This window comes from Mucilaginibacter gossypii, from assembly GCF_900100945.1.
Lineage (GTDB): Bacteria > Bacteroidota > Bacteroidia > Sphingobacteriales > Sphingobacteriaceae > Mucilaginibacter > Mucilaginibacter gossypii.
This window is the reverse complement of sequence record NZ_FNCG01000026.1, coordinates 44,151-57,268: the sequence shown is the minus strand read 5'-3', so window position 1 is coordinate 57,268 and position 13,118 is coordinate 44,151. Positions and strand designations below refer to the sequence as shown.

Below are 13,118 nucleotides of genomic sequence, written 5' to 3'. Positions count from 1 at the left end.
TTAGAAGCCGTGGCTGCCGACCGTTTTAACCAGTTAAGCCAGCCGCTCATTTTTAAATTTGACGTTATGCCTTTATGGTATCAACAGTTATGGCTGCAGGTGGTGGCTGTATTAAGTGCCATAATCATCGCTTTCCTGCTGGTACGGAAATATTATCAGTCCATCATCGGCTTACAAAAAAAGGACTATGAAAATGCACTTGCCCTGCAGCGCGAACGACAGCGGATCAGCAGTGAGGTGCATGATGATTTAGGGGCAAGCATCTCCGGCATTAAGCTCAGGACCGAATTGCTCAGCCGCAAAACGGCCGATCAGCCCGCTTTTAAGGAGATAGACGCTATTCATGAAGCCATCACCGATATATCTACCCAGGTAAGGTTAATTATCTGGAGTCTTGATGCCGAAAACGACGAAGTAAGCAACCTGGCCGGCTTTATTCATAAACAAGCCATTAAAATATTTGAATACAGCAATATTGACCTTCATGTAAATACCTCCGTTAGCGAAACCCCGGTTACCATCAGCGGCGAAAAAAGGCGCCAGATATACCTCCTTGTTAAGGAAGTATTAAACAATATTGTCAAACATTCGGAGGCACAAAATGCGTTTCTGGAAATCAACCTTTACAAAAACCGGCTGCAGATCAACATCCGTGATGACGGGCGCGGATTTGACCCTGATGTGCGCAAACACGAAACCATGGGCATCCGGAATATTTACGCCCGGGCAAAAAGATTGAACGCCGAACTCAAAATTGATACCGCCCACGGTAAAGGCACCTCCATCAGCCTTAAACTAAACCTTTAGCGTATACCCCATAATAGGTATTAAGAAACCCGGGATAATTTAGGAAATTAGCATTTTATATTTACTGCAAAGCATGCTCCAGATAATTTTGTTAGAGGATAATTTACACTACCGGCGTGGGCTGGAACAGATTATTCATGATATGAGCGGCGTAACTTTAATTGGTTCTTATCCCAATGCCGAAGCCGTATTAAAAAAAATTGATCTGCTTAAACCGGATATCTTTATAGTGGATATAAACCTCGAAGGCATGTCGGGCATTGAATTTATACGGCGGGCCAAGCCCTTTGTCCCGGATGCCGAATTTTTGATGTGCACCATCAACGACGACAACACCAATATTTTTGAATCCTTAAAGAGCGGCGCAACCGGCTATATGCTCAAAGAATCTTCGGCCGATGAGATCAGGAATGCCATTATCGAAATCGCGGCCGGCGGTTCGCCCATGAGCGCCTATATCTCGAGAAGGGTCATAGCATCATTCAATGCCGACGCCGATAAACCGCCTGCCCCTGCTGCCGAAAGCCTTACGGACCGCGAGGTTGAAGTACTTAACCACCTAGCCCGCGGCCTCCAGTACAAGGAAATCGCCGACCGCCTTGATATCTCTACCGGAACCGTTAAAAAACACATCCGCAATACCTACATCAAACTGCAGGTACAAAATAAAGTAGAAGCTATTAATAAATTTCGCGCAATCTGATATACCACTTTTTCAGTATTGCAGGGCTTAATGGTTAATGCTAATTTAGCGCTATAAAGAAACTAAAAGGCCTTGTTAAAATTAACTTCCCTGTTGGTGATCTTTAAAGCCTAAACCTTATCACAATTGAAAGATCACACCGTGAAAGATGTCATCTAATTAAATCCTAAAACTACTGCCGGATTTTTTTTCTAACAGGACCAATAATTATCACTGCTTTAATCTGCACATTTGCACATCTGTAATTGGCATACCTGCAATGATTATATCTGTCCCGCTCCGTATTATCGACCTGCATGACGACGGTTTCCACCCACTGGTTGAAGTCGTATTGTTTGAAAAAACTTTTATCATGGTGCTGGACACCGGCGCGTCAAAAACTGCTTTTGATCAAACGGTGCTTTCCGAAGCCAATGAAACCATGAACATCTTAGCCAGCGATAAACTCTCCACGGGCCTCGGCACCAATACCATGGAATCTTTTACCGCAACAGTAAGTGACCTCCACATCGGCGACTTGCCTATAGCCGAATTTGAAGTAGCTGTACTTGATCTTTCCACTATTAATGCCGCATACGGCCAAATGGGGCACCCGCAGGTACTGGGTGTTTTGGGCGGAGATATTTTAATGAAATATAAAGCCGTTATTGATTATGGGAAACGGGTGCTAAAACTAAAAAAAAATCTGTCAAGCAAACGCGGTACCTTATCTATCCGAAGGTAAATTTTAATTGATCAACAGGGTTTGTTCCCAAAACACCCGCTCGGTTAAAACAAAGCTATAATTGCCATAATAGTCAAAATGACAATTATAATTTCGATATTAATCAAATAAAAAGATAATAATTCCTAAAAAGAATATTTTTTTGTTATTTTCTATTATTAAATCCATAACATTTTATTTATATATTGCGTATAAGTTAAAAGCGCTGGCCGGCTGCTGAAATTAATTCTTCTTTTACATCTAAAACGTAACGAAAACAATGAAAAGAAAACTATTATTAGGGATCGGACTAAGCGTGCTTGTCGGAATCTCTGTACTATTCTCCTGTTCAAAAGACAAGGCTGCAAAAACTACAACTACCAGCCCAACCGCTATCCCGGATGATGTACTGAAAAGCATTACAAACTTAGGGTTCAGCACAGATGAAGTGCGCAGGCAGGGCGATGGCTATCTTGTTGAAGGTGATATCCTGCTCACTAAAGCCAATTTAGCCGAAGCAAGCACCAGCCCTACTTTAAGAATTGCCGATGTTGAGCAGTACCGTACCACAAACCTGGTTAAAAATCTGCCCAGAACAGTAACCGTCTCAGTTACAAACCTGCCTACTGTTTACCTTAACGCGGCTACCGCGGCAGTTGCACGTTACAATGCTTTAAACCTCACGCTTAAATTTCAAATGGTTAGCAGCGGCGGCACAATCGACATCATCGGCTTTAACGAGGGGCCAAGCGGTGGTTATATCACCTTAGGTTCATCAGGCTTCCCGACTTCATCGGGCGACCCGTATAACCAGATCCAGATGAACACCAACGAACAAGCTTATGGCACAAACCCTGATCTGGGTTATGTAACATCAGTTATTCAACACGAGTTGGGCCATTGTATCGGTTTCCGTCATACCGACTATATGAACCGCGCGTTCAGCTGCGGCGGCCGACATGTAAACGAAGGTTCGGCAGGCATAGGCGCTATCAACATTCCGGGCACACCAACCAAGGCGGATGCCGGCTCTTGGATGTTAGCCTGCTCAAGCGGTACCGACCGTACGTTTAATGCCAACGATCAGATAGCTTTAAATTATTTATACTAATAACGCCTATAGTTGTTTTTACATTTCAACTAAATAGCTTTATCAATAAAGGGGATGCTGCAGCTCCCCTTTATTGGTTTGATCACATTACCGCCTATGACAAAAAGAATACCTGTTACCGTATTACTCCTTTTTTTATGCTTTAAAGTGTCATGGTCACAAAAACACATGAGCGACGAGGCAATTGTTTCACTTTATAATGCAACATCTTTATCTCCGCAAAAAAATTCCAACCAGTATTACCTTGTAAAATTTAAAGATCCAGCACATATCGATAACCGGAAATACAATATCATCAAACGGGTTTCCTATAACTATTATGTAGTATCATCAGCCTCGGCTATCAAAAGCGATGCTAATATTATAAATAACAGCGCCGCTTCCCCCATCTGGAAAGCTTCGGATAACCTTGCGAAGAACTGGAAGCAGCATCCGGCACGCACACAAGCCGTTGAGGTTGCCGTTACCGCTGTCAATGACACGGTTATCAACCACATCCAACAATCCGGAGCCATTACAGGTCAAACCGGCAACCTAATACGTCTTAACATCAAATTAGAAAACCTGCCTGCCTTACTTCAGCAGGACTATATATTATTTGCCAATGAGGTGCGCCAACCTCATGCAGAACTTGCCATTAGCGATATTGATCTTGGTTTAAATACCATGTCGGCCATAGTGGCTAATTTTCCGGGCATAACCGGCTCCGGCATTAACATTTCGGTAAAAGAAGACCGCTATGATAATGATCTCGACCTGTTAGGCCGTAGCTTTACATCCTTTAAAGCCTCTGATATCACATCGGGCCATGCTACCACCATGGCAACACTCATAGGCGGCAACGGCAACTCATATATCAAAGGCCTGGGAGTTGCTCCTAAGGTAAATTTCACCTCATCATCTTTTGCGCAATTAATGCCCGACAGCACTACCATTTTTAAATCATTCAGAATTTCGGTACAAAACCACTCGTACGGTACCGGCATTGAAAATTATTATGGGGCCGAAAGTGCCGCTTACGATCAGCAGATTTTTGAAAATGATTCGCTGGTGCATGTATTTTCATCGGGCAATATCGGCAATTCGGCACCTGAAAGCGGAGTTTACAGCGGTATAAGCGGGGTAGCCAATCTCTCCGGCGACTTTAAGCAGGCTAAAAATGTATTGGTGGTTGGCGGTACCGGCAGGACGGGTGTCCCCGAATCCTTAAGCTCGGCCGGCCCAGCATACGATGGCCGCATCAAACCCGAATTGATCGCGGATGGTGAAGATGGCACGTCTGGCGCGGCAGCCCTGGTATCAGGCACGGTAGCTTTGCTGCAACAAGCTTATAGAACGCAATACAAACAGATGCCATCTGCCGCGCTTATAAAAAGTGTACTCATCAACTCGGCCGATGAAACAGGCTCATCCGGCCCCAACCATAAAACAGGCTATGGTTCGTTGAATGCATTGGAAGCATTACGCACCATCAATGAAAAACGCATTTTTACCGGTTCGGTTAGCAATGCTACACAAACAGACTATTCCATAACTGTCCCAGTAAATTGCAGGGAGCTTAAAGTTTCGTTAGCCTGGAATGACCCCGCAGCAGCCGTTAATGCACCATGGGCATTGGTAAATGATCTCGATCTTACTGTCACCACACCATCCGGGCAGCAAATTTTACCATGGGTGCTCAGCAGCTTCCCCTCTGCCGATTCGTTATCTGCCCCGGCAAAAAGACGAACAGATACCTTAAACAATGCAGAACAGGTAATTTTACAAAACCCGGCAGCCGGCACATACATAGTGCATGTTAAAGGCAGAAGGATTACTAACAGTGCTCAAAAATTTCATATTGCTCATCAGGAGACCATATCAAACCTGTTCGAATGGATCTACCCCTCGGTTGGCGACCAGCTTTTTGCCGGCGAGGATAATTACCTGAGATGGCAAAGCTCTTTCAATACCACATCGGGCACAATAAGCGTTAGCTACGATCATGGCCAAACCTGGCAGGCCATTAATAATGCCACCCTTGAAAACCGCTATTATACCTGGACAACGCCCGATGTTTTTACCAAAACCATGCTTAAAATGGATATCGGGGGGCAAACTTTTACCAGCGCGGAGTTCAGCATTTCAAAGCCTTTAACACTTGATATAGGGTATAATTGCGTCAGTGGCACACTCCTGCAATGGAAACCCCAGCCAGGAAGCATAGGCTACAACATTTATACAATTAAAGATAACCTGCTTCAAAAACTTGTATCAACAGCCGATACCAGCATCATTATACCCGCGCAACAACAAACTTCAACTTATTTTGCGGTGAGCGCCACAGGTAATAGCTTTGAAGGCCTAAAAAGTTATACCATTAATGCTACCACGCAGGGAGTTGGCTGCTATGTAAAAACACTACTTGCAAACGTGGTTAACAATACCATTGTGCTCAACCTGCAGTTGGGCAGCGTTTATAATCTTAAATCCATCACCTGGGAAAAAACAACAGCTGCGGGCCAATACGTTACTTTAAATACAATCCCGCTTAGTACAGCGGTGGATTACATATACGCCGACAATAATCCCCGACGGGGCAAACAATATTACCGGGCAAAACTCACCACAATTAACGGCGATATCATTTACTCCAACATAGCCGATGCTGTTTATTTACAGCCCAACCAATTTGTTATATACCCCAACCCTGTTGCCGGCCAAATCAATATCATCAGCGGCGATATCAATAATTACGAATTTAAACTATACAGCATCGACGGTAAGTTAACCCTGGTTAAAAGCATCAATGAATTACAAAACACCATCCCCGTAAATCTCGTGGCAGGCGTGTATGTTTATACCATCGAACTAAATGGCAAAGTAGTTTATAACGGTAAGCTGATAAGTAAAAAGCCCTCCGGTTAACCGGAGGGCTTTATATACTTGTTTATTGAAAATTATTGATTAACAAACCTTTTAGCGTTTACTTTACGCTCGTTTTCGGTTAAGTAGATTTTACGTAAACGCATGCTTTGCGGCGTAACTTCGATGTATTCGTCAGCCTGGATATACTCCATCGATTCTTCTAACGAGAATTTGATAGCCGGTGCAATACGAACGTTGTCATCACTACCTGATGCACGCATGTTGGTTAACTGTTTACCTTTAACAACGTTGATCACCAAATCGTTATCGCGGATGTGCTCACCAAGGATCTGACCTTCGTAAATATCAACACCCGGATCAACGAAGAAACGGCCACGGTCCTGCAGTTTGTCAATTGCATAAGCAGTTGTGTTGCCTTTTTCCATCGAGATCAATACACCGTTTGAACGGCCAGGGATTGGCCCTTTCCATGGCTCGTAAGCTTTAAAGCGGTGCGCCATGATAGCTTCACCGGCAGTAGCAGTTAATACGTTGTTACGTAAACCGATGATACCGCGTGAAGGAATTTCAAACTCTAAGTGTTGTAAATCACCTTTTGGCTCCATGATCAACAGGTCACCTTTACGTTGTGTTACCAGTTCAATTACTTTACCGGCAACTTCGCCAGGTACGTCAACTATCAGGGTTTCAACCGGCTCACATTTAACGCCGTCAATGTGTTTAACGATAACCTGCGGCTGACCTACCTGTAACTCGTAACCTTCACGGCGCATAGTTTCGATCAATACCGACAAGTGAAGGATGCCACGGCCATAAACCAGGTATGAATCAGGCGATTCAGTTTCAACAACCTTAAGTGCCAGGTTTTTCTCCATCTCTTTGTACAGACGGTCGCGTACGTGGCGTGAGGTAACAAATTTACCTTCTTTACCAAAGAAAGGTGAGTTATTGATGGTGAACAACATGTTCATGGTTGGCTCATCAATTTTGATCACCTCTAATTGCTCAGGGTTTTCAAAATCAGCAATGGTATCACCGATATCAAAACCGTCAATACCAACTACAGCACAGATATCGCCCGATTTTACTTCGGTAGCTTTTACTTTACCCAAACCTTCGAAAGTGTAAAGTTCTTTGATCCTTGATTTCTGGATAGTGCCATCACGTTTTACCAACGACACCGGCATGTTTTCTTTGATAGTACCGCGGGCAACACGGCCGATAGCAATACGACCTACGAAAGATGAATAATCTAACGAAGTGATCTGCATTTGCAGTGTTCCTTCAGCGATAGGTGCAGGCGGAATGTTTTCCAGGATAGCATCCATCAACGGGAATATATCTTCCGTTGGTTTTTTCCAATCTGTGCTCATCCAGCCTTGTTTTGATGAACCGTAGATAACCGGGAAATCCAGCTGCTCTTCGGTAGCTTCAAGGTTGAAGAATAATTCAAAAATCTGTTCGTAAACTTCTTCAGGGCGGCAGTTCTCTTTATCAACTTTGTTTACAACCACAATTGGCTTAAGGCCTAAAGCCAAAGCTTTTTGAGTTACGAAACGAGTTTGAGGCATGGCACCTTCAAAAGCGTCGCAAAGTAATAATACACCATCGGCCATTTTCAATACACGCTCAACCTCGCCACCAAAATCGGCGTGACCAGGGGTATCAATAATGTTGATCTTAACATCTTTATACCTTACAGATACGTTTTTTGAAACGATGGTAATACCACGCTCACGTTCAAGGTCATTGTTGTCAAGGATTAACTCTCCGGTTTGCTCATTGTCCCTGAAAATGGCACAGCTGTGCAGGATTTTATCAACCAAAGTAGTTTTACCGTGGTCAACGTGCGCGATGATCGCAATATTTCTGATTTTTTGCATGAAAATGCCTCTCTAAATTTGGCGCAAAGGTAAGGTTAAATTATGAGATTATAAAGCATTTAGCGGTTATTGTTTACAATTAACATTGAGTTTACCAAAGTAAGCTTGCAGGGCAGGCTTTGAAGGGTTGATCAGCGGAAATGATCGTAAGATTTTCAGAGATAGCCTGCGAGATAACAAGGCGGTCAAAAGGATCTCCGTGATGATGAGGCAGAGATATTAATTTACTTAAATGATAAGATGCTATATCAAGAACCTCAAATTGCTTCCCTATCAAATAGCTATAAAAATTCCCATAACCAATTTCGATATTAAGCTTTTTTAAAGCAACATTGATAGCCATCTCCCATAGTGATGCCATGCTTATATATCATTGGTTATCGGGGTTTTCAATTGATTGCTTGACTGTATTAGATAGTCTGTCATCAGAAGCTTGACACCAAAGAATTGCTTGTGTATCTATAAGCAATTGCATTACATATAATCTTTAAAATCCTCAAGCGGTTCGTCAAAGTCTTCCGACACCCAAATTTTCCCTTTTAAACTTCCATATCCTCTTATAGTTTGATCGCTGTTTACCAATTCAGCATTAGTAATTTTTTTCAAAAGCCTATCCACATCTTTCTCTATCTGAGTTTGTAAATCAGGGGGCAATTGATCAAGCTTTTTTATAGGTGCAACACTAACCATGTTCTTAAACTTAATTAAGCTGATTTACAAAAACTATACGTTATCTTCCAAAAGCCCAAACCAAAAACTTAGCCATCGCTTTTCGCCAGGTAGCTGTATCATGGGTACCTCCTACTACTTCAACATATCGAATTTCTTCAGGACGTTTAAAGCCTTTAATCTCCATTTCTTTAATCAGGTCGATGGTATCGTCAATGGCATCAATAATGCCGTTTTTATTTCGATCACTGGTTTCATCTTTAGTGCCGGTTTGCAGCCAGGCATTGATAGCCGGCTTGGTTTTGGTTTCCCTGATCACCTGGTGCATCAGCCTGTCGGCATCGGTATAGCCTTTGGCCAGGTCTTTTCCCCGCCACCAAAACGAACCTGAAAAAACGCCCGCTTTATCAAATAACACCGGGTTATTCCAAACAATATCAAAAGCAGATAAACCACCAAGCGAAAAACCAGCAAAAGCTGTTATATCAAACTCATTAAAGCCTGTCAAAGCTTGTAATTGCGGCAGCAATTCTTCTTTTATAAATTGAGTATATAAACCAGCCTTAGCACCCCGGCCTTTAAAATCGGGTTTACCGGCAATGCCATATTCATCCAGGCGGCTATCTCCGGCATGGATAGCTACGATCAGCACCGGCTTAAGGCGATTGGTGTTATATAATGTTTCGAGCGTGGTTTTTAATCCGAGGTTTTCAAGCTCCTGTCCGTCATTAAGCAGCAGCAGGTTTAGCGGTTCGGCGATATCACTGTCTTCCGGCTTTAGGATGGTTAAGGTCACTTCCCGCTCAATCAGCGCAGAGGTTATATTTATTTCATGTTCGGTTATCGTCATTTCAGTATCAAGCCAGCCCGGGTACATCTCTTTCTAAATTAAAATTAAGGGCGCAAAAATAAGTTATACTTTTTACTTTTTGACAGCTAAGGATTAATATTATCAGGCTGTTGCCTATTTCAAACAAACCTCCTAACTTACAGTCATTATAAAAACCACACTGCTTTGACCGAAAAATTTCACCGCTGGCACTCCCCCAACACCAATACCGACCTTGAAATGCTGGTATTCGGCGACCGCGGTTATCCTGTGATCGTTTTCCCTACTACCAAAGGCCGCTACTATCAAAACAAAGATTTTGGCCTGATCGGGAGTGTAAAATGGTTTGTTGATAATGGCCTGGTGAAGATCTATTGCCCCGATACCATCGACGACCGCAGTTGGTACAACAAAAGCATTCACCCGGCCGACAGGGCCAAAACTTATGCAGGGTACGATCGCATGTTGGTAAACGAGCTCATCCCCTGGGCCATGCACGAAACAGGCGTTGGCAACGTAGCTCTTGCCGGCTGTAGTTTTGGGGGCTATCATGCCGCCAATTTCGCATTCAAACATCCTGAAAAGGTTAGGCATTTGTTTACCATGGGCGGCGCTTTTGATATCAAAATGTTTACTGATGGTTATTATGATGATAACATTTTTTATAACAACCCGGTCGATTTTTTGCCGGGCAGCAACCATCATGACCTTTGGCAAATGAATATTGTTCTCGGCACATCCGAGTATGACATATGCAAAGGATATAACATCCAGCTCTCAAACATTTTAAAACAAAAAGACATTAAACACTGGCTGGATATCCGCCCCTTTGCCAATCACGACTGGCCCATCTGGCGCGAAATGTTCCCGCATTATTTATCAACGATTAAATAGAAACAAGAGATCAGGATTCAAGAAACAAGAAAATAAAAGGCAAGAGTTTAAGAGACAGGAAAAAAATGAAAAAATAAAGAGCAAGACTTACATCAACCTGAAACCCAAAGAAAAACAAACATATAAACACCTACTATCATGAAAAAAATCGGTATCTTATTCGGACAGGAAGATTCGTTTCCGCAGGCATTTGTTGACCGTGTAAACCAAAAAGCAGAAAAAGGCATCAGTGCCGAGTTTGTACGGCTCGATAAAGTAATGCAGGCCGAACCGCTTGACTATGCTGTGATCATCGACCGGATTTCGCAGGATGTGCCTTACTATCGCGCAGCCCTAAAAAATGCGGCTATTTGCGGTACAGCGGTAATCAACAACCCTTTTTGGTGGAGTGCCGACGAAAAGTTTTTTAACAACGCCCTTGCTGTAAAAATTGGAGTGCCTGTACCTAAAACCGTAATTCTGCCATCAAAGGAACTTCCTGATGATACCACCAATAAATCATTCCGCAACCTGGCCTACCCGTTAGATTGGAATGGCATTTTCAACTATGTAGGTTTCCCAGCCTATATGAAACCTTTTGACGGCGGCGGTTGGAAAGAAGTTTATAAACTGGAAAATGAGAAAGATTTTTTCAGCAAATACGATAAAACCAAACAGTATGTAATGATGCTGCAGGAAGAGGTTGTTTTTGACGATTACTTTCGCTGCTATTGCATTGGCGGCAAGCATGTGCGCATTATGCAGTATGAGCCGCGCAACCCTCACCACCTGCGCTATGAGCATGGTAAAGCACCTGCATCTAAAAAGCTATTGGACACCATTAAAGATTATGTCATAAAACTAAACCAATATTTAGGTTACGATTTTAATACAGTGGAGTTTGCTGTACGCGATGGCATACCTTACGCTATTGATTTTTGTAACCCCGCCCCCGACGCCGAAGTTACCAGCGTAGGCCAGGAAAACTTTGAATGGGTGGTTGAAACAGCCGCCGATTATGCCATTGAACGCGCAAAAAAACAAAAAGACGGCTTTGACAACCTTACCTGGGGCGAATTTGTAAAAACTTCGGCAGCAAAAATGCCGTTGGTAGCAGTTGCAAAAAAAGCGGCCGTTAAAGCAGATGTTTCCGTGGCTATGGTTGACCATGCTATTGAAGACGAGGGCAAACCGAAGAAAACCAAAACAACCAAAGCACCCGCAGCAAAAGCAGCTATGGCAAAAGAACCGGCGGTAAAAGCTGCCGCAGTGAAAGAAACGGCAGTAAAAACCGCTGTGGTAAAAGAGCCTGTTGCCAAAGCTACAGCCGTAAAAGAAAAAGCAGCGCCTAAGCCTAAAAAGGCAGCTAAGAAATAAATAAAAGGTTGTCATTTCGAACGAGGAACGAGGAGAAATCTCGTACGCGCGATAAGCTATTCGTATAAGATTTCTCCCTACGGTCGAAATGACAACCGTTTTTTTTAAGTAATAACCCTAACCAATTATGAACGAATTTACCTTAGGTGTTGAAGAAGAATTTATGGTGATTGACCCGGTATCGCGGGAGCTAAAATCGCATGAGCAAAAAATTGTGGATGCAGCCCAAAAAATCCATGAAGACCAGGTAAAAGCCGAAATGCACCAGGCCGTGGTTGAGGTGGGTACCCATATTTGCCGCAATACCCAGGAAGCCCGCAAGGAGGTAAGTAAGCTTCGTACCACGGTAGCGCAACTGGCGGGTGATATTGGTCTGCGAATTGGCGCCGCGGGTACACACCCGTTTTCGCACTGGCAGCATCAATTGATTACCGATAACCCCAGGTATTTTGAAATTGTGGATGAGATGCAGGAGGCGGCCCGCTCCAACCTCATTTTTGGTTTGCATGTGCATGTTGGCATCCAGTCGCGCGATATGGCTATTCACATTGCCAATCAGGTGCGCTATTTTTTGCCGCATGTGTATGCCCTTTCAACCAATTCGCCATTTTGGGAAGGGCGGAACACGGGCTTCAAATCATTCCGTACCAAGGTTTTTGATAAGTTTCCGCGCACCGGTATCCCCGATTATTTTAGCAGTATAGAGGAGTATGACCGCTACATAAAGCTGCTCGTAAAAACCAATTGCATTGATAACGCCAAAAAAATCTGGTGGGATATCCGGGTACATCCTTTCTTTGAAACTATTGAGTTCCGCATTTGCGACTGCCCTATGCTGGTTGATGAAACCATTGCGTTTACCGCTTTATTCCAGGCTTTATGTGCCAAATTGTACAAGCTCAGGGCGCAAAACATGAAGTTTATTAACTATTCGCGCGCGCTCATTAACGAAAATAAATGGCGTGCAGCCCGGTACGGTATCGACGGCAAAATGATAGATTTTGGTAAGGAAATGGAGGTAAACACCCGTTCGCTGATTTTGGAGCTACTTGATTTTGTAGATGACGTAGTTGATGAGCTTGGCTCACGCGATGACCTTCAATATGTACACAATATCCTGGAGCATGGCACCGGAGCCGACAGGCAGCTGGCTATTTATCAGCAAAACAATAACTTTGCTGACGTGGTGGATTATATCACCTCACAAACATTGAAGGGGTTGTAAGCCCCCTCAGCGACTATATAACAACGTCATTTCGATAAAGCAACCGTGGCTGAGCCGATGGGGCAAAAGA

General features: G+C 43.5%; 12 protein-coding genes. 8 read left to right on the top strand and 4 right to left on the bottom strand.

Annotated elements, in window-relative coordinates; translation table 11 throughout:
- The 5 genes from BLS28_RS28675 to BLS28_RS28655 form a co-directional block, all read left to right on the top strand.
- On the top strand, positions 1 to 807 hold an 807-nt coding region (locus BLS28_RS28675; protein ID WP_218134521.1), incomplete at its 5' end, for a sensor histidine kinase.
- A gap of 73 nt (positions 808 to 880) precedes the next feature.
- Positions 881 to 1,510, top strand: a complete 630-nt coding sequence (locus tag BLS28_RS28670) for a LuxR C-terminal-related transcriptional regulator (RefSeq protein ID WP_091175861.1) — start codon at positions 881 to 883, stop codon at positions 1,508 to 1,510.
- Between the two features lie 259 nt (positions 1,511 to 1,769).
- Positions 1,770 to 2,234 carry an aspartyl protease family protein gene (locus BLS28_RS28665; protein WP_369596639.1) on the top strand — a complete coding sequence of 155 codons (465 nt, stop codon included), beginning with the start codon at positions 1,770 to 1,772 and terminating at the stop codon, positions 2,232 to 2,234.
- A gap of 259 nt (positions 2,235 to 2,493) precedes the next feature.
- The gene (locus BLS28_RS28660; RefSeq protein WP_091175858.1) at positions 2,494 to 3,324 is read left to right on the top strand and encodes a M57 family metalloprotease; all 831 of its coding nucleotides are present in this window, start codon (positions 2,494 to 2,496) and stop codon (positions 3,322 to 3,324) included.
- A 96-nt stretch (positions 3,325 to 3,420) separates the two neighbouring features.
- Positions 3,421 to 6,231: a S8 family peptidase gene (locus BLS28_RS28655; protein ID WP_176844587.1), complete on the top strand. Its 2,811-nt coding sequence runs from the start codon at positions 3,421 to 3,423 to the stop codon at positions 6,229 to 6,231.
- 32 nt (positions 6,232 to 6,263) lie between these two features.
- Here BLS28_RS28655 and typA read toward each other — a convergent pair whose 3' ends face one another.
- The 4 genes from typA to BLS28_RS28635 form a co-directional block, all read right to left on the bottom strand.
- Entirely contained in the window at positions 6,264 to 8,075 is a 1,812-nt protein-coding gene (gene typA / locus BLS28_RS28650) for a translational GTPase TypA (RefSeq protein WP_091175853.1), read from the bottom strand.
- Positions 8,076 to 8,166: 91 nt separating this feature from the next.
- A complete protein-coding gene (locus BLS28_RS28645; protein ID WP_091175848.1) occupies positions 8,167 to 8,436 on the bottom strand; it encodes a type II toxin-antitoxin system VapC family toxin in 270 nt (89 codons plus the stop codon).
- Between the two features lie 113 nt (positions 8,437 to 8,549).
- Positions 8,550 to 8,765 (bottom strand): type II toxin-antitoxin system VapB family antitoxin, encoded by a 216-nt coding sequence (gene vapB / locus BLS28_RS28640; protein ID WP_091175845.1) that lies wholly within the window; start codon positions 8,763 to 8,765, stop codon positions 8,550 to 8,552.
- A 40-nt stretch (positions 8,766 to 8,805) separates the two neighbouring features.
- Positions 8,806 to 9,621, bottom strand: a complete 816-nt coding sequence (locus BLS28_RS28635) for an alpha/beta hydrolase (RefSeq protein ID WP_091175842.1) — start codon at positions 9,619 to 9,621, stop codon at positions 8,806 to 8,808.
- 138 nt (positions 9,622 to 9,759) lie between these two features.
- Between BLS28_RS28635 and BLS28_RS28630 the strand changes: the two genes are divergently transcribed.
- The 3 genes from BLS28_RS28630 (at position 9,760) to BLS28_RS28620 (ending at position 13,048) form a co-directional block, all read left to right on the top strand.
- Complete coding sequence (locus tag BLS28_RS28630; RefSeq protein ID WP_091175839.1) at positions 9,760 to 10,467, top strand: alpha/beta fold hydrolase; 708 nt, start codon at positions 9,760 to 9,762, stop codon at positions 10,465 to 10,467.
- Between the two features lie 138 nt (positions 10,468 to 10,605).
- Positions 10,606 to 11,823: an ATP-grasp domain-containing protein gene (locus BLS28_RS28625; RefSeq protein ID WP_091175836.1), complete on the top strand. Its 1,218-nt coding sequence runs from the start codon at positions 10,606 to 10,608 to the stop codon at positions 11,821 to 11,823.
- A gap of 127 nt (positions 11,824 to 11,950) precedes the next feature.
- The gene (locus BLS28_RS28620; protein ID WP_090533867.1) at positions 11,951 to 13,048 is read left to right on the top strand and encodes a carboxylate-amine ligase; all 1,098 of its coding nucleotides are present in this window, start codon (positions 11,951 to 11,953) and stop codon (positions 13,046 to 13,048) included.
- The last annotated feature ends 70 nt before the right edge of the window (positions 13,049 to 13,118 follow it).

Excerpts from the sequence above, each read along its gene's own strand:
- BLS28_RS28625 (WP_091175836.1), top strand. The coding sequence starts at position 10,606 with ATGAAAAAAATCGGTATCTTATTCGGACAGGAAGATTCGTTTCCGCAG.
- typA (WP_091175853.1), bottom strand. The coding sequence starts at position 8,075 with ATGCAAAAAATCAGAAATATTGCGATCATCGCGCACGTTGACCACGGT.
- vapB (WP_091175845.1), bottom strand. The coding sequence starts at position 8,765 with ATGGTTAGTGTTGCACCTATAAAAAAGCTTGATCAATTGCCCCCTGAT.
- BLS28_RS28670 (WP_091175861.1), top strand. The coding sequence starts at position 881 with ATGCTCCAGATAATTTTGTTAGAGGATAATTTACACTACCGGCGTGGG.
- BLS28_RS28660 (WP_091175858.1), top strand. The coding sequence starts at position 2,494 with ATGAAAAGAAAACTATTATTAGGGATCGGACTAAGCGTGCTTGTCGGA.
- BLS28_RS28635 (WP_091175842.1), bottom strand. The coding sequence starts at position 9,621 with ATGTACCCGGGCTGGCTTGATACTGAAATGACGATAACCGAACATGAA.
- BLS28_RS28645 (WP_091175848.1), bottom strand. The coding sequence starts at position 8,436 with ATGGCATCACTATGGGAGATGGCTATCAATGTTGCTTTAAAAAAGCTT.
- BLS28_RS28655 (WP_176844587.1), top strand. The coding sequence starts at position 3,421 with ATGACAAAAAGAATACCTGTTACCGTATTACTCCTTTTTTTATGCTTT.
- BLS28_RS28665 (WP_369596639.1), top strand. The coding sequence starts at position 1,770 with ATGATTATATCTGTCCCGCTCCGTATTATCGACCTGCATGACGACGGT.
- BLS28_RS28620 (WP_090533867.1), top strand. The coding sequence starts at position 11,951 with ATGAACGAATTTACCTTAGGTGTTGAAGAAGAATTTATGGTGATTGAC.